Origin of the sequence: Barnesiella viscericola DSM 18177, from assembly GCF_000512915.1 — a bacterium.
GTDB lineage: Bacteria > Bacteroidota > Bacteroidia > Bacteroidales > Barnesiellaceae > Barnesiella > Barnesiella viscericola.
Window position 1 is genome coordinate 2,644,877 of sequence record NZ_CP007034.1, and the last position, 24,502, is coordinate 2,669,378.

The 24,502-nt window shown below is 53.3% G+C and carries 23 protein-coding genes and 1 tRNA gene; 16 read left to right on the top strand and 8 right to left on the bottom strand.

The window, feature by feature from the left end; all coding sequences use genetic code 11:
• Window positions 1–23 precede the first annotated feature (23 nt).
• Both hypB and BARVI_RS11000 read left to right on the top strand, forming a co-directional pair.
• On the top strand, window positions 24–773 hold the full coding sequence (gene hypB, locus BARVI_RS10995) for a hydrogenase nickel incorporation protein HypB (RefSeq protein ID WP_025279293.1): 750 nt from the start codon (window positions 24–26) through the stop codon (window positions 771–773).
• Window positions 770–1,399, top strand: a complete 630-nt coding sequence (locus tag BARVI_RS11000) for a class I SAM-dependent methyltransferase (RefSeq protein WP_025279294.1) — start codon at window positions 770–772, stop codon at window positions 1,397–1,399. The genes hypB and BARVI_RS11000 overlap by 4 nt, the downstream gene beginning before the upstream one ends.
• On the opposite strand, the gene mnmD is transcribed toward BARVI_RS11000, so the two are convergent.
• Window positions 1,386–2,072 carry a tRNA (5-methylaminomethyl-2-thiouridine)(34)-methyltransferase MnmD gene (gene mnmD, locus BARVI_RS11005; RefSeq protein ID WP_157232590.1) on the bottom strand — a complete coding sequence of 229 codons (687 nt, stop codon included), beginning with the start codon at window positions 2,070–2,072 and terminating at the stop codon, window positions 1,386–1,388. The genes BARVI_RS11000 and mnmD overlap by 14 nt on opposite strands.
• Before the next feature lie 239 nt (window positions 2,073–2,311).
• On the opposite strand from mnmD, the gene BARVI_RS11010 reads away from it, so the two are divergent.
• The 7 genes from BARVI_RS11010 to BARVI_RS11040 all read left to right on the top strand — a co-directional run bounded on the left by BARVI_RS11010 (window position 2,312) and on the right by BARVI_RS11040 (window position 9,271).
• The gene (locus BARVI_RS11010; RefSeq protein ID WP_025279296.1) at window positions 2,312–2,959 is read left to right on the top strand and encodes a DUF47 domain-containing protein; all 648 of its coding nucleotides are present in this window, start codon (window positions 2,312–2,314) and stop codon (window positions 2,957–2,959) included.
• Between the two features lie 12 nt (window positions 2,960–2,971).
• Window positions 2,972–3,988 carry an inorganic phosphate transporter gene (locus BARVI_RS11015; RefSeq protein ID WP_025279297.1) on the top strand — a complete coding sequence of 339 codons (1,017 nt, stop codon included), beginning with the start codon at window positions 2,972–2,974 and terminating at the stop codon, window positions 3,986–3,988.
• A gap of 292 nt (window positions 3,989–4,280) precedes the next feature.
• Complete coding sequence (gene hisG / locus BARVI_RS11020; protein WP_025279298.1) at window positions 4,281–5,132, top strand: ATP phosphoribosyltransferase; 852 nt, start codon at window positions 4,281–4,283, stop codon at window positions 5,130–5,132.
• A gap of 1 nt (window position 5,133) precedes the next feature.
• Window positions 5,134–6,426 carry a histidinol dehydrogenase gene (gene hisD / locus BARVI_RS11025; protein ID WP_025279299.1) on the top strand — a complete coding sequence of 431 codons (1,293 nt, stop codon included), beginning with the start codon at window positions 5,134–5,136 and terminating at the stop codon, window positions 6,424–6,426.
• Between the two features lie 12 nt (window positions 6,427–6,438).
• Window positions 6,439–7,497 (top strand): histidinol-phosphate transaminase, encoded by a 1,059-nt coding sequence (hisC, locus tag BARVI_RS11030; protein ID WP_025279300.1) that lies wholly within the window; start codon window positions 6,439–6,441, stop codon window positions 7,495–7,497.
• Entirely contained in the window at window positions 7,494–8,621 is a 1,128-nt protein-coding gene (gene hisB, locus BARVI_RS11035) for a bifunctional histidinol-phosphatase/imidazoleglycerol-phosphate dehydratase HisB (protein ID WP_025279301.1), read from the top strand. Before hisC ends, hisB begins: the two co-directional genes overlap by 4 nt.
• Window positions 8,622–8,791: 170 nt before the next feature.
• Complete coding sequence (locus BARVI_RS11040) at window positions 8,792–9,271, top strand: SPOR domain-containing protein (RefSeq protein ID WP_025279302.1); 480 nt, start codon at window positions 8,792–8,794, stop codon at window positions 9,269–9,271.
• A gap of 198 nt (window positions 9,272–9,469) precedes the next feature.
• Here the strand turns inward: BARVI_RS11040 and BARVI_RS11045 are convergent, their stop codons facing one another.
• From BARVI_RS11045 to BARVI_RS11060, 4 genes are all read right to left on the bottom strand, one after another.
• Window positions 9,470–9,898 (bottom strand): GtrA family protein, encoded by a 429-nt coding sequence (locus tag BARVI_RS11045; RefSeq protein ID WP_232213980.1) that lies wholly within the window; start codon window positions 9,896–9,898, stop codon window positions 9,470–9,472.
• Complete coding sequence (locus BARVI_RS11050; protein WP_025279304.1) at window positions 9,895–11,475, bottom strand: NAD(P)/FAD-dependent oxidoreductase; 1,581 nt, start codon at window positions 11,473–11,475, stop codon at window positions 9,895–9,897. Before BARVI_RS11050 ends, BARVI_RS11045 begins: the two co-directional genes overlap by 4 nt.
• Before the next feature lie 3 nt (window positions 11,476–11,478).
• Window positions 11,479–13,032 (bottom strand): phospholipid carrier-dependent glycosyltransferase, encoded by a 1,554-nt coding sequence (locus tag BARVI_RS11055; RefSeq protein ID WP_198015969.1) that lies wholly within the window; start codon window positions 13,030–13,032, stop codon window positions 11,479–11,481.
• 385 nt (window positions 13,033–13,417) lie between these two features.
• Window positions 13,418–13,492: transfer RNA gene (locus BARVI_RS11060), tRNA-Met, on the bottom strand.
• A gap of 241 nt (window positions 13,493–13,733) precedes the next feature.
• Here BARVI_RS11060 and BARVI_RS11065 point away from each other — a divergent pair.
• On the top strand, window positions 13,734–14,312 hold the full coding sequence (locus BARVI_RS11065) for a TetR/AcrR family transcriptional regulator (RefSeq protein ID WP_025279306.1): 579 nt from the start codon (window positions 13,734–13,736) through the stop codon (window positions 14,310–14,312).
• Window positions 14,313–14,370: 58 nt separating this feature from the next.
• A complete protein-coding gene (gene fabG / locus BARVI_RS11070) occupies window positions 14,371–15,117 on the top strand; it encodes a 3-oxoacyl-[acyl-carrier-protein] reductase (RefSeq protein ID WP_025279307.1) in 747 nt (248 codons plus the stop codon).
• Between the two features lie 138 nt (window positions 15,118–15,255).
• Here the strand turns inward: fabG and BARVI_RS11075 are convergent, their stop codons facing one another.
• Complete coding sequence (locus tag BARVI_RS11075) at window positions 15,256–17,436, bottom strand: TonB-dependent receptor plug domain-containing protein (protein WP_025279308.1); 2,181 nt, start codon at window positions 17,434–17,436, stop codon at window positions 15,256–15,258.
• Between the two features lie 517 nt (window positions 17,437–17,953).
• Between BARVI_RS11075 and BARVI_RS11080 the strand changes: the two genes are divergently transcribed.
• From BARVI_RS11080 to BARVI_RS11100, 5 genes are all read left to right on the top strand, one after another.
• Window positions 17,954–19,108 carry a hypothetical protein gene (locus tag BARVI_RS11080; protein ID WP_157232591.1) on the top strand — a complete coding sequence of 385 codons (1,155 nt, stop codon included), beginning with the start codon at window positions 17,954–17,956 and terminating at the stop codon, window positions 19,106–19,108.
• 2 nt (window positions 19,109–19,110) lie between these two features.
• On the top strand, window positions 19,111–19,992 hold the full coding sequence (locus BARVI_RS11085) for a UbiA prenyltransferase family protein (protein WP_025279310.1): 882 nt from the start codon (window positions 19,111–19,113) through the stop codon (window positions 19,990–19,992).
• A 1-nt stretch (window position 19,993) separates the two neighbouring features.
• Window positions 19,994–20,593 carry an HAD-IB family hydrolase gene (locus BARVI_RS11090; protein WP_025279311.1) on the top strand — a complete coding sequence of 200 codons (600 nt, stop codon included), beginning with the start codon at window positions 19,994–19,996 and terminating at the stop codon, window positions 20,591–20,593.
• Between the two features lie 2 nt (window positions 20,594–20,595).
• Entirely contained in the window at window positions 20,596–20,946 is a 351-nt protein-coding gene (locus BARVI_RS11095) for an EamA family transporter (RefSeq protein ID WP_025279312.1), read from the top strand.
• A gap of 63 nt (window positions 20,947–21,009) precedes the next feature.
• Window positions 21,010–21,699 carry an RluA family pseudouridine synthase gene (locus tag BARVI_RS11100; protein WP_025279313.1) on the top strand — a complete coding sequence of 230 codons (690 nt, stop codon included), beginning with the start codon at window positions 21,010–21,012 and terminating at the stop codon, window positions 21,697–21,699.
• Between the two features lie 206 nt (window positions 21,700–21,905).
• On the opposite strand, the gene BARVI_RS11105 is transcribed toward BARVI_RS11100, so the two are convergent.
• Entirely contained in the window at window positions 21,906–23,240 is a 1,335-nt protein-coding gene (locus BARVI_RS11105; RefSeq protein WP_025279314.1) for a DEAD/DEAH box helicase, read from the bottom strand.
• Window positions 23,241–23,915: 675 nt separating this feature from the next.
• A complete protein-coding gene (locus BARVI_RS11110) occupies window positions 23,916–24,497 on the bottom strand; it encodes a Maf-like protein (RefSeq protein ID WP_025279315.1) in 582 nt (193 codons plus the stop codon).
• Window positions 24,498–24,502: the final 5 nt, after the last annotated feature.

Sequence of the window (24,502 nt, forward strand, 5' to 3'; positions counted from 1 at the left end):
ATTAAACAAAATCATAAGAAACTATGTGTAGCACTTGTGGTTGTGGCAATCGGGAGATGAGCCACGAAGAGATGCACCGTCGAGGTCTGCCTCATGCGCACGGCACGGCGGTCGATATTGCCGTAGAGCAAGATATATTGAGTGACAACAATCGGGTAGCCCGCGAGAATCGTGACCGTTGGAGTGCGATGGGTTGTGTCGCCATCAATCTGGTCAGTTCGCCGGGGTCAGGCAAGACGACCCTGCTCGAGCAGACTATCGTACATCTGGGGGAACAGGGATTCTACCGGGTGGCTGTCATCGAGGGCGATCAGCACACCGATTACGATGCCGACCGCATCAGACGGCTGGGTGTGCCTGCCGTGCAAATCAATACCCACAACGGGTGCCATCTCGATGCCCGTATGGTGGCTGCGGCTGCCGACGAGTTGCCGGTGAACGATTCGCTGCTCTTTATCGAGAATGTGGGCAACCTGGTGTGTCCCGCCATGTTCGATCTGGGCGAGCATCTGCGGGTGGTGGTGTTGAGTGTGACCGAGGGCGACGACAAACCGTTGAAGTATCCCTACATGTTTGCGGGGGCCGACGTCTGTGTCGTCAACAAGACCGACCTGCTGCCCTATGTCGACAGCCGTCTCGACCGGTTGAAGGAGAATGCCTTGAAAATCAATCCCGATATTCGTTTCTTCGAGACCTCGGCCACACAAGGCACGGGGCTCGATGCGTGGTGCGACTTTCTGTGCGGGTGTCTCGAAAGAAAGGAGGCCATATGAATTTCTTCGACGAAATGGCCGGCGTGTGGGACCGCACCAGCCGACCCGATGCCGACAGGCTCGGGAATATCCTGTCGATACTGCACCTGTCGGAAGGCGAAAAGGTACTCGATGTGGGTACGGGCACGGGAGTGATGATACCCTTTATCCGCGAGCGGGTGGGCCCCTATACACCCATCGTGGCGGTAGACAGTTCGGAGAAGATGTTGCGCGAGGCCTCGTGGCGCTATGCGGGCGAGGGGGTGCATTTCATTCAGGCCGATGTGGAGCGCGACCGTCTGGCCGGGCGTTTCGATGCCATCGTACTCTATTCGGTCTTTCCTCACTTTCGCTACCCGGTCGACACGATAGCCCGGCTGGTGACCGACAACCTCTGCTGCGGAGGTCGCCTGCTCATCGCCCACACGCAGGGGCGGAAGCACCTGAACCAGATACATGAGCGGTTGCTCTCGCGGGTCTTTTCGCGCCAGCTGTTGCCGGCGGCCGAGCAGGCTGCACAGTTTACCCGGGTGGGGCTCACCGTCACCTCGTTTGGCGAGACCGACGACTATTACTACCTGTTGTTGCAGCGGGTAGGAGTGGGGCACGAGTTGAGCGTGTCGATTGCCGAGGCTATCTACGGGTAGCTTCGGCCGCCTTGGAGGCTCGCAGAATCTCCCGTTTGCCGTGAGGCGGACCGGGCAGCCGCTCGACCGTGAAGCCGATGGCTTGCAGCCGTCGCCTGATTTCGCCCTTGGCACAATAGGTGGTGAGAATGCCGCCGGGCGTCAGGTGGTCGTAGAGGTGACGGAAGAGAGCTTCGCTCCACAGCTCGGGCTGTTTCTCGGGGGCAAAGGCGTCGAAGTAGACCACATCGTATAGACCCTCGACCGGAGTACAGGTGAGGTCGGCATGGCGTTTGAGCAGCGTGAAATTCGGAGTAATCTCGACCGGTCGCTCCCATTCGCAACGGTGCAGCCGGGCAAAGGTAGGAGCCATGGAGGGATCGATGCGGTCGGGGTAGTCGAGCTGGGCAGCCAGTTCGGGTGCGAGCGGGTAGAGCTCGAAGGCCGTGTAGCGTATGTGCCACCCCGTTTGTTGCGCTTCGAGCAGGGTGAGCCAGGCGTTCAGGCCGGTGCCGAACCCCACTTCGAGCAGATTGATTTCGCTTTTCCTCCGCGCCCGCAGGGCCATGTCGATATAGACGTGGCGCGCCTCGGTCAGCGCCCCCTTGGTCGAGTGGTAATGCTCGTCGAGGTCGGGGCGGTAGAGGGTAGGCACTCCATCGGCAGTCGGTTCGATGACAATCGGGTGGCTCATGGGTCGATGTAAAGCGGTTGGGAAACAAAGGTAAGACAATCTTTTGAGAAAGTGAGCTCGTGAAAAAAATTCCGAGTAGTGAAAGAATTTAAAACAAATGTAATATGATATTCATACGCTGCGGCCTATCTTTGTCACAGACAAAGCATACAGCGAGTTATCGCCCTCGCTCTGCCCCAAAGGGGGCGGACCGACAGCCCTTTTGAAGCGACAGTGTTAAATATATATACGATAAGACGATGAAAAATTCCTTTTTTAGCCGGTTTACTCCCAAAGAACCCAAGTTTTTCCCTTTGTTGAAACAGTTGTCCGAGGTGCTGGTATCCTCGTCGGCCGTACTGGTCGAGAGCATGAACTACGACCGGGCCGATGAACGCGATTCATACTACAAGCGCATCAAGGATTTGGAGCGCGAGGGTGACCGTCTGGCCCACCGCATCTTCGACGAGTTAGGCACCACCTTCATCACCCCCTTCGACCGGGAGGATATTCAGGCGCTGGCTTCGCACATGGACGATGTCATCGACGGCATAAACAGCTGTGCCAAGCGTATCTCCATCTACAAGCCCCGCCCCATCGGCGAGAGCGGCAAGGAGTTGAGTCTGCTGGTGCAACAGGAGGCCGATTGCATTTGCAAGGCGATGGACGAGCTCGAACGCTTCCGCAAGAACCCTGCTCAGCTGCGCGAGTATTGCACCCGGCTGCACGACATCGAGAACCAGGCCGACGACGTGTATGAACACTTTATCAAGCGGCTCTTCGAGGAGGAGAAAGATTGCATCGAGATTATCAAGATAAAGGAGATCATGCAGATTCTCGAAAAGACCACCGACTCGGCCGAGCATGTGGGCAAGGTGTTGCGAACGTTGATTGTGAAATATGCCTAACCCGGTGGTGAGATGGAGTTACTCATAATTATCATTGTCCTGGCGCTGCTGTTCGATTTTATCAACGGCTTTCACGATGCAGCCAATTCGATTGCAACCATTGTGTCGACCAAGGTGCTCACCCCCTTTCAGGCGGTCTTGTGGGCTGCGGTCTTTAACTTTGTCGCCTTCTTCATTGCCAAGTATATCATTGGTGGCTTCGGCATTGCCAACACCGTCTCCAAGACGGTGGTCGAGGAGTTTATCACGCTGCCCATCATCTTGTCGGGAATCATTGCCGCCATCATCTGGAACCTCTTCACGTGGTGGAAGGGAATCCCCTCGTCCTCGTCGCACACGCTTATCGGCGGGTTTGCCGGGGCGGCCATCATGGCAAGCGGTTTCGGCGCGATACAGCTCAATATCATTCTCAAAATAGCCGCCTTCATCTTTCTGGCACCGTTCATCGGTATGGTGGTAGCCTTCGGCTTCACGATACTGGTGCTCTATATCTGCCGACGGGCACAGCCGCACAGGGCCGAGATGTGGTTCAAGCGGTTGCAGCTGGTATCGTCGGCGATGTTCAGCATAGGCCACGGCCTGAACGACTCGCAGAAGGTGATGGGTATCATCGCCGCCGCGCTCATTGCCGCCCACTCCATGGGGCTGGGAGCCGGTATCAACAGCATTGCCGACCTGCCCGACTGGGTAGCCTTTGCCTGCTTCACGGCCATCTCGCTGGGCACGATGTCGGGCGGTTGGAAGATTGTCAAGACGATGGGTACGAAGATTACCAAGGTGACTCCGCTCGAAGGCGTTGTGGCCGAGACGGCGGGAGCCTTTACCCTCTATCTGACCGAGTTCCTGAAAATCCCGGTGAGTACCACCCACACCATTACGGGTGCCATCATCGGCGTGGGAGCCACCAAACGGTTGTCGGCCGTGCGCTGGGGCGTGACGAAAGACCTGTGGGTGGCCTGGATTCTCACCATACCGGTGAGTGCCCTGTTGGCCGCCGGTATCTATGGCCTGGTTTCCCTCTTTCTGTGAAGCTGTCGCACAGGGGTGACCGGGACTGCCGAGTAGCCCACTTGGGATAGATAATTGAAAGAAAAAACAGGTAAAAAGTTTGTTTTTCGATTTTAATATACTATATTTGTCGAGAATTATAATTAGACCTTATGTTGTTTTTGTCTCTGCATCACCATCATTTGCATATTCCTTACGGAGGAGTACGGTGAGTGGCGCATATAAGAATCGCATGGGAAATATATTGTAGGCTTACCGTTACGCGGCAAGCCTTTTTTTATTTTAAGACAATTAAAAGAAGAGAGTGTCTGTTATGTTGAGAATTGCCATTCAGTCGAAAGGTCGGCTCTATGATGAGTCGATGGCTCTGTTGGAAGAGGCCGGCATCAAGTTGCCGGGCGGTAAAAGAACCTTGTTGGTCCCGGCTCGGAATTTCCCGATTGAGGTGTTGTTTCTGCGAGACGACGACATTCCCGAGTCGGTAGCCTCGGGTGTGGCCGATGTGGGTATTGTGGGATTGAACGAAGTGTTGGAAAAGCGTTGCCCCGTGGGGGTGCTTAAAAAGTTGGGTTTCGGGCGGTGCCGTCTGTCGCTGGCCATACCGCAGGATATTGACTATCCGGGGCGCGACTGGTTCACGGGGAAGAAGATAGCCACCTCTTATCCCGGAATCCTGTCCGATTATCTGCACCGCAACGGCATCGAAGCCGATATTCACGTCATTACCGGCTCGGTAGAGATTGCTCCGGGTATCCGGTTGGCCGATGCCATCTTCGACATCGTGAGCTCGGGCAGTACGTTGGTGAGCAACCGCTTGAAAGAGGTGGAGCAGGTGGTGGAGTCGGAGGCGGTGCTCATCGGTACCGACTCGCTGTCGGGCGAGAAACAGGAGATTCTCGACGAACTGATTTTCCGGTTCGAGTCGGTACAGGCGGCCGACGACAAGAAATACATTCTCATGAATGTGCCGCAGACCAAACTCGACGACGTGCTGGCGGTGCTGCCGGGCATCAAGAGCCCCACGGTCATGCCGCTGGCCGACCCCGCCTGGTGCTCGGTGCACACGGTGCTCGACGAGAAACGTTTTTGGGAGATAATTAACCGGTTGAAGGCCGCAGGTGCCGAAGGTATCGTGGTGCTCGACATTGAAAAGATGATATTGTAGTATGGCAGTAAAAGTATATACCAATCCGCGGCGCGAAGCGTGGAGCGAAATCTTGTCCCGACCGCGGGTCGATTTGAGTGCCTTGTCGCGCTCGGTAACCGATATTTTGGAGGCGGTGCGTACAGAGGGCGATGAGGCGTTGAAACGTTATGAACGGCAGTTCGACGGGGTGGAGTTGGACGCTTTGCCGGTGTCGTCTGCCGAAATCGAGGCAGCAGCTGCTGCTCTCCCCAACGAGTTGAAGAGTGCCATTGCACAGGCCATTGCCAATATCCGCAAGTTTCACGCCTCGCAGGCTATCGAGAGCCACCGGGTCGAAACCTCGCCCGGAGTGTGGTGCTGGCAGAAGGCTGTGGGCATCGAACGGGTGGGGCTCTATGTGCCGGGGGGCACGGCTCCGCTCTTTTCGACGGTGCTGATGCTGGCTGTTCCGGCCCGGCTGGCCGGTTGCCGCGAGGTGGTGATGTGTACCCCGCCCGGGCGCGACGGTACGGTAGCTCCGGCCATCTTGTATGCCGCCCGCGAAACGGGGGTGGATCGCATCTTCAAGCTGGGCGGTGTGCAGGCTATCGGAGCCATGGCCTTCGGTACGGCGAGCGTGCCGGCCGTGGGGAAAATCTTCGGGCCGGGCAACCGCTATGTCATGGCAGCCAAGCAACAGGTGCAGACCCGGGGTGTGGCTATCGACATGCCGGCGGGGCCGTCGGAGGTGATGATTGTAGCCGACGCCGGTGCCGACCCGCGTTTTCTGGCAGCCGATTTCCTTTCGCAGGCCGAACACGGCCCCGACAGCCAGTCGATTCTGGTGACGGCCAGCCGGGAACTGGCCGACCGTCTGCCGGCCGAGATTGAACGTCAGGCGACCTGTTTGCCCCGTCGCGAACTGGTGGAACAGTCGCTCTCCCACAGCTCGATTGTCTGTCTCGACGACGAAGCCGAGCAGTTGGCTCTGGTCAACGCCTATGCGCCCGAGCACTTGATTGTACACCGGGCCGATGCCGAGGCGTGGGCCGAAGGGGTGGTCAACGCCGGGTCGGTCTTCCTGGGCTATTATACTCCCGAGAGTGCCGGCGATTATGCCTCGGGTACCAACCACACCTTGCCTACGAGCGGATATGCCCGGGCATACAGCGGCGTCAATCTCGACAGCTTTACCCGCAAGATAACCTTTCAACACATCTCGCCCGAGGGGCTGAAAAACCTCGGGCCTGTCATCGAAACGATGGCTTCCGCCGAACAACTCGATGCTCACCGCCGGGCCGTTGCCGTGCGGTTGCAAAACCTCGACAAGTAAAAGGAGACAACGATGAAGACACAGGAACAGATAGAACAGTGGGTACGCCCCAATATCCGGCGGCTGAAACCCTACTCCTCGGCCCGGAACGAGTTTTCGGGAGAGGCCTCGGTGTGGCTCGATGCCAACGAGAGTCCGTTTAACGAACCTTATAACCGTTACCCCGACCCTTTACAGTGGGCGGTGAAGCACCGGTTGGCCAAACAGCGGGGAGTGTGTCCCGACCAGATTTTCCTCGGGGTGGGCAGCGACGAGGCCATCGACCTGCTCTACCGCATCTTCTGCGAGCCCGGCAAGAGCAATGCCATCGCCTTTACCCCCACTTACGGCATGTATCGCGTGTGTGCCGACATCAACGGGGTGGAGTATCGCGAGGTGCCTTTACAGGCCGATTTCTCGCTCCCGGTCGAGGCTTTGTTGCGTGTGGCCGACAGGGAGAGCCGTCTGCTCTTTCTCTGCTCGCCCAACAACCCTACCGGCAATGCTTTCCCCGAGGCCGACATCGAGCGGCTCTTGACCGATTTCGACGGTATCGTGGTCATCGACGAGGCCTATATCGATTTCTCGTCGCACCCCTCCTGGCTTGCCCGGTTGAACGAGTTCCCCAATCTGGTCGTGCTGCAAACCTTCTCGAAGGCGTGGGGCAGTGCCGGGGTGCGGCTGGGCATGGCTTTTGCCTCGCCGCTTCTCATCGGTTATTATAACAAGGTGAAATATCCCTACAACATCAGTGGTCCGGTGCAGCGTTATGCCCTCGACCTGCTCGATCGGGCCGATGAGGTGTGCCGATGGGTGGAAGAGACGTTGGCCGAGCGCAGTCGCTTTGTCGAGCGGCTCTCCACGCTGCCGCTAGTGCGTCGGGTCTACCCCAGCGAGGCCAACTTCGTGCTGGTGCGTGTCGAAGATGCCACAGCCCTCTACAATTGGCTGGTCGAGGTTGGTATCGTGGTGCGCAACCGCTCGTCGGTGACCCTGTGCGACGACTGCCTGCGCATTACCATCGGGAAGGCCGACGAGATGGATAGTTTGTGGGAGGCGCTGTGCCGCTATAATCAAAACCGGGAAAAATGAAGAGAGTATTGTTTATCGACCGCGACGGGACACTGGTAGTGGAGCCTCCCGTCGATTATCAACTCGACTCGTTGGAGAAGTTGGAGTTTCGTCCGCGAGTCTTCCAGAGTCTGGCCTACGTGGCCGCCCGCCTTGATTTCGAGTGGGTGATGGTGACCAATCAGGACGGCATGGGAACCCCCTCGTTCCCGGCCGAGACCTTTTGGCCGGCCCAGCATAAGATCATACAGGCGTTGGCCAACGAGGGGATTCGTTTCGACGAGGTCTGCATCGACACCTCGCTGCCCGAGGAGCAGAGACCTACGCGCAAGCCGGGCACGGCCATGCTCACCCGCTATATGGCGGGCGACTACGACCTGGATCACTCTTACGTCATCGGCGACCGCCTTACCGATGTGCAGCTGGCGGCCAATCTGGGGTGCCGGGCCATCTATTTCGCCCCTGCCGCGACCGGCGTGGCCGAGGTCGAGGCGGCCGGACTTGCCTCGGTGTGCGAGGCGGTGACCGATGACTGGTGGCAGGTGGCTCAGATTCTCTGTGGTGGGACCCGGCGTGTATCGCTCAGCCGCCGCACGGCCGAGACCGATATACAGGTGTCGCTCAATCTCGACGGTACGGGGTGCACCCAGATTCACACGGGCCTCGGTTTCTTCGACCACATGCTCGACCAGTTGGGTCGTCATTCCGGGGTCGACCTTCGGGTCGATGTCGCAGGCGACTTGCAGGTCGACGAGCACCACACCATCGAGGATACGGCGCTGGTGTTGGGCGAGGCCTTTGCCCGGGCTCTGGGCGACAAGCGGGGCATTGCCCGCTACGGATTCTCTCTGCCTATGGACGATGCGCTGTGCCGGGTCGCCCTCGACTTCGGGGGACGTCCGTGGCTGGTGTGGAAAGCCCGATTCCGTCGCGAGAAGATAGGCGACATGCCCACCGAGATGTTCCTCCATTTCTTCAAGTCGTTCAGCGATGCGGCCCGCATGAATCTCCACATCGAGGCGGTGGGAGCCAACGAGCACCACAAAATCGAAGGCATCTTCAAAGCCTTTGCCCGTGCCTTGAAGATGGCTGTGAAGCGCGATGTGACCGACTCGACGCTGCCCTCGACCAAAGGGTCGCTGTGAGGCCGGTCGGTACGGCTCTTACTCCCGATGGGTACCGGACGGAAAAATATCGCGGTAAATTTGCAGGATTGATTTTGGCAATGCCGTTTATTTGTTACTTTTGCACTATCTTCGCGAAGCGGAGTAAAAATCGAAAAAATAGAACGAATATCTAAACAACTATAAGTCCTATGAAAAAAAATTGGATTTGGGCCTTGGCCCTTTTGTTGATTGGCGGTATGGCTTCGTGTAAGTCGAGCCAAAGCGCCTATAAGGCTGCCTATGAAAAGGCACAGGAGAAGAAGATAGAAGAGCCTGCTCCTGCACCCGTTGCCGAGCAACAGGTAGTAACCACCCCCTCGACCACGACGACGTCGAGTACCTCGGTAAGAGAGCGTAGCGAACGCATCAATGCTGTCGATGGTAACGACGCCTTGCTCAAAGAGTATAACGTAATCGTGGGTAGTTTCCGTCAACGTCTCAATGCACAGAGCCTCTGCGAACGTCTGCGCAACGACGGTTATCCCGCCGTGTTGGCTCAGAATGCCGAGGGTTGGTATCGTGTCGTAGCCTGCTCGTTCGACAACCGTCCCGCTGCCGTACAGGCTCGCGAAGCCCTGCAAGCCCGTTACCCGCAATTTACCGATGCGTGGTTCCTGATCAACAAGTAAAAACGTATTTCCTTGATTCTATACGAGGGGTGTTGCCCGCAGGGGCGATGCCCCTCGTTTCTGTTGTAGCATGTCACCCCACACAACGATGCAGGGTCCAGTGAGGGACGTTGTAAACTGTTGCGGATACTCCTGCCCGGGTATTCCTGGATACCGCGTTGAGGCGCGGTATGACGTGAGCGTGCGGAATGACGTGTGTTACCGAAATACCAGATATTTGCGGGCAAAGAAGTTCCACAGGTAGACGATGGCCGCGGCTACTATCTTGGAGAACATGTAGTGGGTGCCGATGCAGTCGGTAAAGAGCCAGATGAGAGCGTCGTTGAGCAGGAGTCCCACCACGCCGATGGAGGCAAAGAAGAGGAACTCGACCAGTCGGTTCTTGAATTTCGAGTTGCTGAATACCCAGATGCAACTGATAACGTAGTTGACGAGCAGCCCCGAGATGAACGAGAGGGTGGCCGAGAGCAGGTAGTGCAACCCGGCATACTCGGTGAGAATATAGAGCAGCCCGAAATCGACGACGAAGGCAAAGCCGCCCACGAAGAAATAGCGTACGAACTGCACGAGCAGTCGGTCGGTGGTGCCATAGAACAGGCGTTTGAAGAGGTGCCCCGGTTTCATCATTTGCTTTCGTGGTATTCTTCTTCGGTATTGACCGACCACACGGCGCTCTTGTCGGTGTTGCCGGCGGCAATGTGGTCGACGGCTACCATGGCGGTCATCATCGAGTGGTCCATGTTGTTGTAGCGGTGCTGCCCGTTGCGGCCGATGCACCACAGGTTTTCGATGCCGTTGAGGAACTCCTTCACCCGGTCGAGCTCATAGTAGCTGCCGAAGTAGGAGGGGTAGGCCTTCTTGACCTTGATGCGTACCGAGTCGAGTACATCGGCGGGGTCGATGATACCGATTTTGGCCAACTCGCCCACCGCCATGTCGATGAACGCCCGGTCGTCCATCTGCCAAAAGGCGTCACCCTCGGTGCAGAAGTATTCGAGTCCTATCCACACGGTATTCTCGTAGTTCTTGACCAGATAGGGCGACCAGTTGTTGAAGACTTGCAGGCGGCCGATGCGCACGTCGCGCTCCTGAATGTAGATCCAGGTGTCGGGTATGCGGTTGGCAAAGGTCTTGATGCGGGTCTGATTGTCGATGGTGAGGCGTTTCATGAGCAACCCCACGGTGATGAAGTCGCGGTAGGGCAGGTCGCCGGCAATGCGTTTTACCTCGTCGGGTACCTCGATGCCCCGAATCGATTGCACGAGGTCTTTGAGAGGAAGTGACGAGAGCAGGTAGTCGCAGGGAACCTCCCGGCGTTCGCCTTGGGCATTCTCGACGGTGACGCTCGTCACGCGGTTGTTCTCGACGTGAATCTCCTTCACGGGTGTTTCGGTAATCACCTCGCCGCCCCGTTGGCGTACCTCGTCGGCCACGGTCTCCCACAGTTGCCCGGGCCCCAGTTTGGGATAGACAAATTGTTCGATAAGCGAGGTTTCCACCTCTTTTATATTCTCCTTTTTGGAGAAACTCTTTTTGAGCATGTCTTTGAGAATGGCAAAGATCGACAGCCCCTTCACCCGTTGGGCACCCCAGTCGGCCCCCAGTTTCGAGGGGTGTACGCCCCACACCTTCTCGGTATAGTCCTCGAAAAACATGCGGTAGAGCGGTTTCCCGAAGCGGTTGATGTAGAAATTTTCGAGCGAGGTTTCGGGCTTCTTGAAGAAGACCGACCACAGGTATCCGCACCCGGCCTCGATGGTGCGCACCAGCCCCATGTTGGCGAAGGTCTGCCATTTGAGCGAGATGGGATAGTCGAAAAACTTGTGCAGGTAGAAGATGCGCGATATGCGGTTGCGCACCAGCATCACGCGGTCGCACTGTTCGGGGTCGGGGCCGTTGGCAGCAAAAGTCTTGTCGGTCGTGTGTAGCAGCTTGTCGTCGAGCGAGGGAGCCCCTTGCAGCGGCATGATCTCGTCCCACCAGTCGGTCACCCGCTGACTCTTGGAGAAGAAGCGGTGCCCCCCGATGTCCATGCGGTTCCCGTGGTAGCGCACGGTGCGCGAGATGCCTCCGATTTCGCCCGATTCCTCAAAAACGACAGGGTGAATGTCGGTATGTTTGAGCAGTTCATACGCGCCGGTAAGTCCCGCAGGGCCGGCTCCGGCGATAACCGCCTGTTTCTGTTTCTTGTCGGTAGCGCTCATGAGTTAGGGGTTGGTTTGTGACAGTTTTTTACGGGCAGCCTCTCGGTCGAATTTCAACAGATAGGTGTCGGGGTTGGGTATATAGGAGGCGACGAAGAAGAGGTCGTCGTTCTTCTGTATGGCCGGGTAGAGGTAGCGGACGGTCGAACTGTATCCAAGCTGGTCGAGAATGACATACTCCACGCCATCGTCGAGCATTTTCTGGATCACGGCCCGGTCGTCCAGCGAGAAGGCATAGCCGGTGACCCGTGTCCCCGAGAACATGTAGAGCAGTTCGCCTTTACGCGAAGCAACCACCGTTTCGGGCGATACATGTTGTTTCAATACGGCTCCTATCTGGAAGAAGTTTTGATAGGCCGGCGGGAAGGGCATCTTGTTCATGGTGTGCAACGCTTTGATGTTGCTCACGCTGGTGAGCAGCAACAGGGCCAGAATCCATGGCGAGAATTTCTGTTTCATATTCAGCCGGCGCATGGCCCACACCACGACCTCGTAGAGCCCCACAAGCAGACCCATGTTCAGGAAGGGAATGAGTGCCGTGATATATCGGTTCTCGCTGGGGGTGCTGAAGATGGAGATAAGTCCGAAGGTAAAGACGGTGTAGCCGATGAGTACCCAGCGGTATTTACCGAATGCCCAGAATCCTCGAATGATAAGGGCTACCAGTATGAGGGCTGCCAGCCACAATCCGAATCCGGCCGGCACCTCGGGGGCATAGTTGACTTGGAAATAGGGAATCACCGAGTTGGGCAACGCCTTGGATACCAACATGCCCAGCGTGTCGAAAAAGCGTTCGATGATGCCACTCAGGTCGAGCGAGCCATCTTCGGGGCGCCACGGATTCACCTGCGCTATCGACTCGAAATATCGGCTCTGTTCCATGCCCAGCGCCTTGTTGCGCCAAATCCACGGCAGGCACCCTACGATGAATCCCGCTACCGTAGCGAGTGCCTCTTTCCACTTTTTGGCACAGAGGAAGAAGAGTACCACCGCGGCAAACAGGGCAACGCCTTGGGTGCGTATGTGGTAGCAGAGCACAACCATCACCAGCATGGCATAGAAGGCCCAGTCCTTGTAGAAGGGCTTCTCCTTCTTCATCTGCGTGAGCAGGAAGATGGCCGCTGCCGAGACAAAGAAGCATGACATCTCGCTCATCATCATCGTAGAGAAGTGTAGCACCCGGTCGCTCAGTATGGCAGCACAGGCTCCCACCAGCGCCAGCGAGTCGGGCATCTTGCGTCTGATCATGAAGAAGAACAGCAGCAGTGCTCCCCCCAGCAGGAAGAGCCCGTTAAGCACCTTTTGCGCCACAACGCTGTCGGTGAAGAATCGTAGCGGGGTCATCAGCAACGGATAACCCGGCGGAAAAGCGTTGGTCGGGTGGGTCGTCGGGGCTGAGATGTCGGCATATCCCTGTCCCGAAGCCAGGGCCGAGGCAAAGGTGTAGTAGCGGCAGTTGTCGCCGTTGATGTCTATCTTCGCATTGAAAATATAGAAGTAGGCACAAGCCCATACCAAGGCCAGCACTCCTATGTAGATGGCGCGATTTTTAGGCATTTTCATAGTTGATGCAAATAGATATTAAAAACAAAAATAATCTATTTTTCTTAGTGTATGAAATTTTTGTCGGGAATTGTGGTTGTGTTGAATGTAATGGGTTGATTAATAGTATTAATCTATACTTTCTCGCCGTAGATAATGAGGTGTCGCTCCGCACTCGATGCGGAGGCCGGTCTCGAATAGCAAAGGGCAAGTGCCGCAGGTGTTCTTTTCTGGATTCCGCATCACGTGCGGAATGACAGCAGTGCCGCGTCGTGGTGCGGAATGATTCGGTGTGTCACCCCGCACTCGATGCGGGGTCCAAAAGAGGAGGGAGAATGTTTGCGTAAAGATTCCGGGGGAATAGAAATAGAAAAGGGTCGCTGTTTGCGACCCTTTCTCTTGGTTGCGGGAGCCGGACTCGAACCGACGACCTTTGGGTTATGAGCCCAACGAGCTACCACTGCTCCACCCCGCGGTGTTTGTGAGTGCAAAGGTACGGAGAATAATTGAAAATGCAAGTATTTGAAGAACTTTTTTTGGTTTGTTTCTTGGTTTAATAAGTAATAGACTGATAATCAGTGTAATTTAGCAATGTTAAAGTTTCTGTTAAGAGAGCAAGTGAGAAAAACGAAGTGTTTGCTTTGGTTTTTAATGATAAAAATATGTAATTTCGCACAAGTTTTGCACCGATGTGCAGGTAAAGAAAGAGACAGGTTATGGTTCGTACACGAGAATTGCTTATCGATGTGGCTCGCCAGTTGTTTGCCCGCAAAGGGGTGGCGGCTACGACGATGAACGATATTGCCGAGGCTTCGGGGAAAGGTCGTCGTACGATCTACACCTATTTCAAAAACAAGAACGAAATCTATTGGGCCGTGGTCGAGGCCGAGTCGGAACACTTGTATGCCCGTCTCGAAGGACTGGCCAACCGCGATTTGCCTCCCGAGGAGAAGTTGCTCAACTACATCAACACCCGGTTGGAGGCGGTCAAGGAGGCGGTGGTGCGCAACGGCACGCTGCGGGCCGAGTTCTTTCGCGACATCTTGAAGGTGGAGAAGGCCCGGCGGAGCATCGACGTGAGGGAGGAGGCTCTCTTGCGGAGTATCCTTACCGAAGGGGTGGAGCAGGGGGTGTTTCATATCCCCAACGTGACGGCTACGGCTTCGGTGTTGCACTATGCCTTGCGGGGGCTCGATGTGCCCTATATCCGCGACAACTTTGCCGAGTGGGGCATCGACCGGTCGAGGTTGAAGGATTACATACTGGATTTCATCTTGTATGGCATAAAACGATAAGATTATTAACCGGGGGCGGTGAGGCGACTCGTTGCCCTGCATAATAAACAAGAAAATTATGAAATTACTGGAAGGAAAAGTTGCTGTCATCACGGGTGCAGCACGGGGTATAGGAAAAGCTATTGCCCTGAAATTCGCTTCGGAAGGAGCTGATATCGCATTTACCGACCTCGCCATCGACGAGATTGGAAAGGCTACCGAACAAGAGATTGCCGCTTTGGGTGTTCGTGCCAAAGGGTATGCCTCGAATGCCGCCAACTTTGAGGAGGCTCACAACGTGGTTGCCGAGATTGTGAAAGATTTCGGTCGCATTGATATTCTGGTAAACAATGCCGGTATCACTCGCGACGGTTTGATGATGCGTATGACCGAGCAACAATGGGACATGGTTATCAACGTGAACCTGAAATCGGCCTTCAACTTTATTCACGCCGTTACGCCCATCATGATGCGTCAGAAGGGTGGTAGCATCATCAACATGGCTTCGGTTGTAGGTGTATCGGGCAACGCCGGTCAATGCAACTACTCGGCCTCGAAAGCTGGTATGATTGGTTTGGCCAAGTCGATTGCCAAGGAGTTGGGTTCGCGCGGTGTACGTGCCAATGCCATTGCTCCGGGCTTCATCATTACCGACATGACGGCTGCTCTCTCCGACGAGGTGAAAGCCGAATGGGCCAAACAGATTCCGCTGCGTCGTGGCGGAACGCCCGAAGATGTGGCCAACGTGGCTACGTTCCTCGCTTCCGACCTGTCGTCGTATGTAACGGGTCAGGTTATCCACTGCTGCGGTGGTATGAACATGTAATATCCGACACTTATCGGTATAGGAGCGAAGGGGCTGTATCGCATGCGATACGGCCCCTTCCTGTTTCTCTTGGGAGGTTGGCCGGGAGCGGTCCGTTACGGGTGCCGCGATGTCAGTACAGGTCGGGGCGGATTGGGCTTATTTGCCAGCGGCATTGACCCCACCGCCGCCTATCACGTTGTTGATGCGCTGTTCGTCGGTCTCGTATCGGCGGCCCCAGTTGAGGTTCCAGCTCACGCTGACGGCCACCATCTGTTTAATCATGTTTGTCGTTATCACCTGGTGGTATCCGGCGTAGCGGTTCCAGTTTTCTTTTTTCACTTTGTAGTCATTGATGAAGGGGTCGAGTACCATCACCCCGAAGTTCCAGTCCTTGTAGTTATAGGAGAGTTTGAGGGTGTGTACATTCTCTCCGCCATCGAGTGTCTCGCCCCAGAACCGGTTGAAATTGGTTTGGAGCATGCCTTCGAGCGAGAATCCCCAGTGCGACAACTCGAAGGTGGCGTAGCAGTAGAAATTGTTGTAGACGTGGGTGTAGTTGTTGCCCCGCATCCAGTAGCGGTGCCAGGCAGGGCCGGCGCTGAGGGTGAGCCAGTCGGGAATGGCCGTTATCCGGGTATCGAGGTAGAAGCGTAACTCCTCGGCATTCTTCTGGTTGTTGTATCGGGTGAGGATTTTATCGCTTACCCACACCTTCTCGGGCATGATGGCACCGGGAGCATGGGTATAACGGGCGCCCAGTTTGCCATAGAAGATACCGCGGTTGTACTGGTATTGCAATTCGTATTTGTAGGTGGCATAGGGCTTGACGTCGGGGTTGCCGGTCGATTGCTGTATGCCGTCGACGTCCTGCACCACGGGGCTGAGCATATCGAGACTGACAACGCTGCCCATGCGCACGAAGTTGAATCGCAGCGACGAGTAGTCGTCGATGGTATATCGGGCCGAGAGACGAGGCCGCCAGATGGAGTAGAGGTGCGACTCCCGGTCGCGCGGCACATAGGAGTAGAGGCTGTAACCGACACCCGCCGAGAAATCGAAATGCGGGCCCAGCCGCATCCAGTATTCGCCGAACAGATAGCTGTTGCCCTGGTTCATGCGGTCGTAGATGTCTTGCTCCACGTAGTTGTTGGTAATCCACGACTGGGTGTGGCGGATACCGGCCGTCACACGGCTGTTTTTCCACCGCTTTTCATAGTCGACCTCGCCCAGTATCGAGTAGGTGCGGCTCTTGATGAGGTTGTCGATGCCGACGAGCGACGAGCCGGTCGTGAAGCTGTTGTCGGTATATAATAGTTCGTCCTCGGTATAGATGCGGTGGCTGTTGGGCTGCTCGTAGCTGGCCACGACGTTGGCCATAAGTAGCTGGTCTTCGTCGAGATTGTATTGGTAGTAGAGATTGAGCGAAGGATTGAGACTGCGATTCTTCGAGTCGTCGAACATGAGGCTGGTCGTGCCGCCAGGTGAGTGGTCGGTGAGGATACCGCGGAAGAGATTCTCGTTCTGGGTGTAATAGAATTTGAGCGAAGCGTTGAACATCTGCTTTTGGGAGTCGAGATAATTGTAGCTGAGTGAATGACCGTTATTCCTCTGTTCAAATTTGCTTCTGTCGAGACTCTCTTCGGTGCGAGTATAGCGGGTACCGTCGGGCAATTCGTAGTGCTCGGTATTGTCGCGCAGCATCTTCAAGTTCCAGCGGGGAGAGAACCAGCCCGAGTAGGAGAACTCCGACTTGCCACTGTTGACTTTGGCTCCCAGCCAGTATTCGCCGAATCCCCGGTTGACACTTTGGGTGATGTCGCCCATGAAGCTGCCGCCCGAGGTGGGGTTTTTGACGATAAAGTCGAGCACGGCACCCACCTCGCCGTAGCGTACACCCGGGTTGTCGATGTACTCGATACGCACAATCTGCTCGGGTGAAAGGGCCTGAATCTCCTTGTTGTCGGCAGGACGGCCGTTGATACGCAGGCTCACCTCGCTCTGGTCGGCCAGGGCAATGCTGTTATCGGTAGGATTGATGATTACGCCGGGAATTTGCAGCTTTTGCAGCAACTGCAAGCCGTTGCGCGATTGTTCTATCTGTTGGGCGTTGGGGTATAGCAGGTTGCGGTCGGCCTTCTGCACCCACGACGAGGCTTCGACAGTCACCTCGTTGAGATCGACCTGTTTGAGCGAGCTCTCGATGGAATCGACATTCAGCTTGGTCGTGTCGGCATAGATTACGGCGACAGAGTCGTTCGGAAGATTAGGTGTGGCACCGTGAGTGTACAAGGGCGAGAGAGCCACCGCAAGCAAAGCGACCGATAGGATCTGTTTCATTGGGTATCGTTGTTTTCTTATAGAGACGTAAAAGTACCGCGTTCAGTTGCAAAAAAACAGTGCAAAAATAAAATTTATTTTGCTACCGTTCTTATGAATATAGATTTCTTAATATTGTAGGTTTAGTCGTAAGAGACCTAATCATCTTAATTATGAAGTGGTCGATGTTTTTGTTTTACAATTAACAATTTCTACGAAATTCCTTGTGGCTTTTCGTATTTAAAATTTAATTTATTTCAGCGATGTATTAGTTTAATTTTGTATTTTTGCGCAGATTTTAATGGATATAAAGCGAAAGATTTTTTTATTGAAATTGGGTTATTAAAAAGTGATTGGGGCTTTTGATATAATGGTTTGTGTTTATCCATGAATTGAATAGATAAAATGTAGCTGAAATTAATAATAAGTTAGGAATATGATGAAAAAAAGGACTTTGCATTTTTCATTCACAAACGCATTTAATTTCTTGATGTTGTTCTATACACTGTTGGCGTGCAGGAATCTGTATTGGGATACTATGAAAGAGATGACGGATATTGGTCTTATATCAGAATTCCTTGTCAATTATCAAGGTGGTTTTGCGCGCCGGGGATTATTGGGTGAGATCTTGTATTGGCTTTGGCAATCATATTCCATGGATCCCATATTGATTATACAGTCGATATCTATTATCTGTTTTTCGGGAGTTGTTATTTTCTTTGGATATCAATTTTTGAAGAAACGTTATAATTGGTGGATATTACCTTTGGGCTTTTTCTTGGCGAATGGTTGGATTATTCGTAAAGATTACCTGATGATTTTGATTCTTGCAGCGATTATATATGGTTATATTCATTTGAAAAAGATCTATCTAAAATTACTTTTTGTAATTCTATTGGAGATTGTTCTTATTTTTACTCACGAAGCCTTTTTCTTTTTTGGAACACCATTTGTAATACTTTTGTTCTTGAGAGATAAAAATCTAGATGTGAAGATAGGAGTTCGGATTTTATTCTCTACTTTATTGGTATTGTTGTTCCTTATAGTTTGCTATTATAAAGGAAATAATCAAATAGTAATGAGTATTTCAAATTCATGGAGTCCTTTATTCTCTGATCTGGTGCAAAATGGAGGGATTCTCAAATCTCTTAGTTGGGAAACTTTACCAACTATGAAATTCCATTTCCGAGTAAATTTTGTTGAGTCTAGCTTTGGATTTATAGGTTTAATTATTAGACCTATAACATTGTTCTTTGTTTATTATTTGGCCTCACGAATATTATTTGTGTTTAGGACTCCTCATTCTCAATTACAGGATAATGATAAACCTTTGTTGGCTTCTATCCTGATATTTCAATTTATTATGCTCATTCCGATGTTTACAGTATTAAGTTGTGATACGGGAAGAGTAGTTTTGTACTGGTTATCTTCTTCATTTATTTTCTTTTTATTGATTCCTCGTGAGTTGTTAAAGTACATCTTTCCGCAGTATTTTTTGCGAAGCATTACTAAGATAGATCAGAAAATAGATATTCTCCTCCCTCCTACAAAAGGTCTTATGGCTTTGTTGGTTTTAGTTATAACTATGACCCCTGTAGGATTTCATATAGATGAAGCAATGAGCCGTAGTGTATTTGGCGTTGTAGGAACATTTGTATCTAATATTTTGAGGTCGATAATGATAATATTCTAATTATGAAAGATCTAATCCTTTTGTTACGGCCCCACCAATGGGTAAAGAACGGATTTGTTTTTTTACCCTTGTTTTTTTCGGGACAGATTTTGAATATAGACTATCTCTTGGCCACGGTAGTTGCTTTTTTTTCATTCAGTTTTGTGGCAAGTTCGATTTATTGTTTCAATGATATATGGGATGTTGAGGCGGACCGGAAGCATGCCAAAAAGCGTTTCCGCCCCATCGCTTCGGGTCGTGTATCGAAACGTGCGGGTTATGGTTTGATGATTGCCATGGTTGTCTTATCCATAGTGTTGGCAGGTTGCTATTTCCGAGGCGATGTACTGTATCGGGTCCTAGGAATATTGTTGTTTTACTATGTGATGAATATAGCCTATTGTATCAAGCTCAAAAATTTTGTCCTTGTCGATGTTTTCATTATTGCCGTCGGTTTTGTGTTAAGAGTTCTCCTGGGAGGAGTCGTGACCGGTATATGGGTATCGCATTGGATTGTGCTCATGACTTTTCTGCTGGCTCTCTTTCTGGCATTTGCCAAGCGAAGAGACGATGTCGTGGTATACGAAGAGACCGGCGTATTGTTGAGAAAGAAGGTCAATCGGTATAACTTGGAGTTCATGAATCAGGTGATAACCATTTTGGCAACGATAATCATGGTGTGTTATATCATGTACACGGTGTCGGAGGAGGTGGTTTCCCGTATGGGGTCGCCTTATTTGTATGTGACTTCTGTCTTTGTGCTGGCCGGGTTGATTCGCTATTTGCAGTTGACGATTGTCGATGTAAAGAGCGGTAGTCCTACCCGCGTCTTGATGCACGACCGGTTTATACAGTTGTGTATTGTGGCCTGGATATTGTCATTCTTGATAATAATTTATTTCTGATATGGCGAAGAGAATTGTGGCGACGTTTGATTTCGATGGGACGATTACTCGCAAAGATACCTTATTGGAATTTATTAAATTTGTAAAGGGCGCGCCTGCTCTTTACGGAGGCCTATTGAGGTATGCTCCTTTGTTGGTCGCCTACAAGTTGGGAGTGTATCCCAACTGGAAAGTAAAGCAGAAGTTTTTCTCTCGCTTTTTCAGGCAGATGCCATACGACGAGTTTTGCCGGTGGGGGGAGCGTTTTGCCGGCTCCGTAGACCAAATGATCAAGCGTCCGGTTTTTGAGAAACTGTTGCAACATGTGCAGCATGTCGATGACGTATATATTGTCAGTGCCAGCGTGAAAGAGTGGATTTTACCCTGGGCTCGAAAGGCGGGGGTGACTCATGTAATTGCGACCGAGGTGGAGGTTGATGATCGAGGTCGGTTGACCGGGCGATTCTCTTCCCGAAATTGTTACGGACAAGAGAAGGTAAACCGATTCCTGGCCGAGGAGCCTCGGCGGGAGGACTATTATCTGTATGCCTATGGTGATAGTCGGGGCGACCGGTATATGTTGGATTTGGCCGATCGGGCTATCTGGTGTAAAAAGATGTAAGTATGATTTATCTGTTGGCTTTTATCAGTATTTTGTTGGGAGCCGTGGCCCAATATTTCTTGAAGATGGGTATGACCAATTGGGCCTTGAAAGGTTCTGTGGGTGAGATGCTTCGACTCCTTTTTCACAATTACTACCTGTGGAGTGGCATTCTGTGCTATGGCGTGAGTATGCTCTTTTGGCTTTATGTGCTGTCGCGAATGGAGTTGAGTAAGGCCTATCCGATGGTGAGTCTGGGGTATGTTATCACGTTGTTGATTGGCTATTTCTTGCTGAATGAACCGCTGAGTTACCCCAAGGTAATAGGAATTGTTTTGATTGTGGCCGGGGTTTGTTTTATCGCACGCGGTTAATACCAAAAGGTTGTACGAGCCGACGAGATGTCGTATCTTTGCAGCGATTAAACTCAACGAATTATGGAGGTGCTCTACGAAGACAATCACGTGATTATCGTCAACAAGACCTGCTCTGAGATTGTGCAGGGCGACAAGACGGGTGACACGCCGCTGAGCGAGATGGTGAAGGCGTGGCTGAAAGAGAAGTACGACAAGCCGGGGAATGTCTTCGTGGGGGTGACTCACCGTCTCGACCGTCCCGTGAGCGGACTGGTCGTTTTTGCCAAGACGAGCAAAGCGCTCACCCGGCTGAACGACATGTTCCGCAACGGCGAGGTGAAAAAACAGTATTGGGCTATCGTCAAGCATGCCCCCGAGCAGGAGAGCGGTGAACTGGTACACTATCTCGTGCGTAACGAGAAGATCAACAAGTCGGTGGCTTATGACCGGGAGCGCCCGGGAGCGAAGCGGGCGGTACTCGATTACCGGGTGTTGGCACGTAGCGACCGCTACACGTTGCTGGAAGTCAACTTGAAAACGGGCCGTCATCATCAGATTCGCTGTCAGTTGGCCAAGATCGGTTCTCCGATCAAGGGCGATTTGAAGTACGGTGCCGAGCGCTCTAATCCCGACGGCGGTATTTCGCTGCATGCCCGCCATGTCGAGTTTATCCACCCCGTGTCGAAGCAGCTCATCAGCGTGACTGCTCCCGTACCTGACGATAATCTGTGGAAGGCTTTCGAGCAGATGGTCGAGGGCGAGAATCAATAAAGAATTATAGGAAATACCTGCAAGACTTATTCCTAAATCACTGGACCCCGCATCGGGGTGCGGGGTGACATGTACGTCATACCGCGCTACGACGCGGTATCCAAGAATACTGGCAGGGGTAAATACCTGCAAAATACATTTCCTTTTGCTTGCATTCGACCGAAATCCGCATCGAGTGCGGGGGTGACAGAGAGGCGCGGAGCCAATCAGTAGCTGAACGAAATCTTAACTTTCTTGCCTTTTATCTTTTCGTCGCGGAGGCGGCGCAGCGTTTCGTGTGCCTTGTCGCGTGCCACGGCCGCGTAGCAGTAGTGGTCCTTGACCTCGATGAACCCTATTTCGTCGGCCGTCAGGCCCCCTTTTTGAGTGAGGAATCCCACGATGTCCCCTTTGCTGATCTTCTCTTTTTTCCCGGCGGCAAAGTGCAGGGTAGCCATGGGTGGCGTTTGTAGCAGATTGCTCGTCGGGTCGAGCCGGAAGGCGGTGGCTTGTCGGGCATATTCGGGCAGTTGCTCGGTGAGATCTACAATCATAAAGGCTTCGCCCTCGGCATGCATGCGGGCCGTGCGGCCGTTGCGGTGGGTAAAGCTTTCGAGGTCGACTGGCAGGTGGTAGTGAATGATGTATTTTACCTCGGGTATGTCGAGCCCGCGGGCCGCCAGGTCGGTCGAAACGCAGATGTAGCTGCTGCAATTGCGGAATTTGCAGAGCGCCCGTTCGCGGTCGGCCTGCTCCATGCCGCCATGGAAAGCCTCGGCAATGATACCTTGGTTGGTGAGAAATTGCTGCACCCGGTCCACGCTCTCGCGCTGGTTGCAGAAGATGAGGGTGAGAGCCGGTTTGAGGTTGCGCAGCAAGACGAGCAGCGTGTCGAGTTTGTCCTTTTCGGGTGAATCTATACGGTAGAGCGACAACCGCTCGTTTATGTTCTCCTCGCTACGTTTCGAACCCAGAAAATCGAGTTTCACCGGGCGGCGCAGGGCTGTAAATGCGGGCAGTGATTCGCTGTCGGTTGCCGAGGTAAGAATCTTTTTCTTGACCTCTTTCAACGGGGCGATAATCTCTTTCATCTCGTCATGAAAGCCCAGTGCGAGGCATTTGTCAAACTCGTCGAGTACCAGCGTGTCGAGGGTGTCGAGCGACAGACGGCCTCGGCGCAGGTGGTCGGCAATACGCCCCGGAGTTCCCACGATGAGGGCCGGAGCCACGGCCAGCGACTTGCTCTCCTCACGCACCGAGTGACCGCCGTAGCAGCACACGATTTTGATGCCGGCGGCAATCTTGCGCAACACGCTCTCGATTTGCAGGGCCAGTTCCCGCGAGGGAACCAGCACGAGTGCCTGTACCCCGGCAGCCCGAGGATCGATGCGTTGCAGGACTGGCAGCAGGAAGGCCAATGTTTTTCCCGTCCCGGTAGGCGAGAGCAAGATGATGTCGTGGGGGCGCTGAGCCGTCTCGAGCATCTGTTTCTGCATGCCGTTGAGTGAATCGATATTCAGGTTGCGGCATGCCTTTTCGATAAGTGTACTGATTTCTTTCATGGGGGCAAAGATACGATATATCGCTGCATCGTGCAACTCGGCCCTTTTTGCCTCTCTGTGTCGTGTGCGTAGAGGAGTGTCAGCCTTTCTCCGTAAACGATAACCAAGATTTAAATAATATTAAAACGATACGAAATATGTTTGGAAATTATGTTTTATAGCAGAAAACGTACTATATTTGCACAGTGTTTTTCATAGTATTAGATTAAGATTAAGGTTAACAAAGATTGGTTGTCGCGAGACAATCAATTTTTTTTGTGCCTATGTGAAATCTTTAAATAGATATAATCTGTTTATTTTTAGATGTTTATATAGATTTTCCACGACTTGTAATAGTAAAGACTGTCTTCCTGGATTCCGCATCAAGTGCGGAATGACAGAAACGTCTCGTTGAGGCGCGGTATGACACGGGGAGTCACCCCCGTATCGTGATGCGGGGCCAGTCTCTTGTGGGTATTCACGTTTGCGGAGAATCTTGCGTGTATTCTCTGGGTTACAGGCAAGACTGAAATGATGTAGATGCCGGTATTTCTGGATTCCGCATCAAGTGCGGAATGACAGAAACGTCTCGTTGAGGCGCGGTATGACACGGGGAGTCACCCCCGTATCGTGATGCAAGGGTCAGAAGAGTGTGGCTTGCCGGTATTCTCGTTTGTCGGCCGTTAGGCCATTCCATTAGAATTTCTTCAACTCGGTATAGAGCCGTTGGATAGGCAGCCCCATCACATTGTAGTAGCTGCCTTGCAGTCCGGTCACCCCGATGTAGCCGATCCACTCCTGCACGCCATAGGCTCCGGCCTTGTCGAGCGGGCGGTAGCGGTCAACGTAGTAGTCGATTTCGTCGTCGTCGAGTGGAGCAAACGAGACCTCGGTCGAGACGGCGAAGGAGATTTGCTTCTGCATCGAGGTGAGGGTGACCCCGGTGATGACGGTGTGCGTCTTGCCCGAGAGGGCCCGCAACATGGCTTTGGCATCGGCCAGATCGTGCGGCTTGCCATAGACCCGGCCGTCGAGCCAGACGATGGTATCGGCTGTGATGAGCAGCGTGTTCTCTTTCATCTGGCTGCGATAGGCGGAGGCCTTCTCCTGCGAGATATAGAGGGGAATCTCTTCGCCCGAGAGGGTCGGGGGGTACGACTCGTCGACCTCGGGCAGAGCCGTTACGCGGTATTCGATGTCGAGTCCGGCCAGGAGTTCGCGGCGACGGGGCGAATTGCTCGCCAGGAGGATTTCGTATTTTTGGAGATGCGATAACATATTCA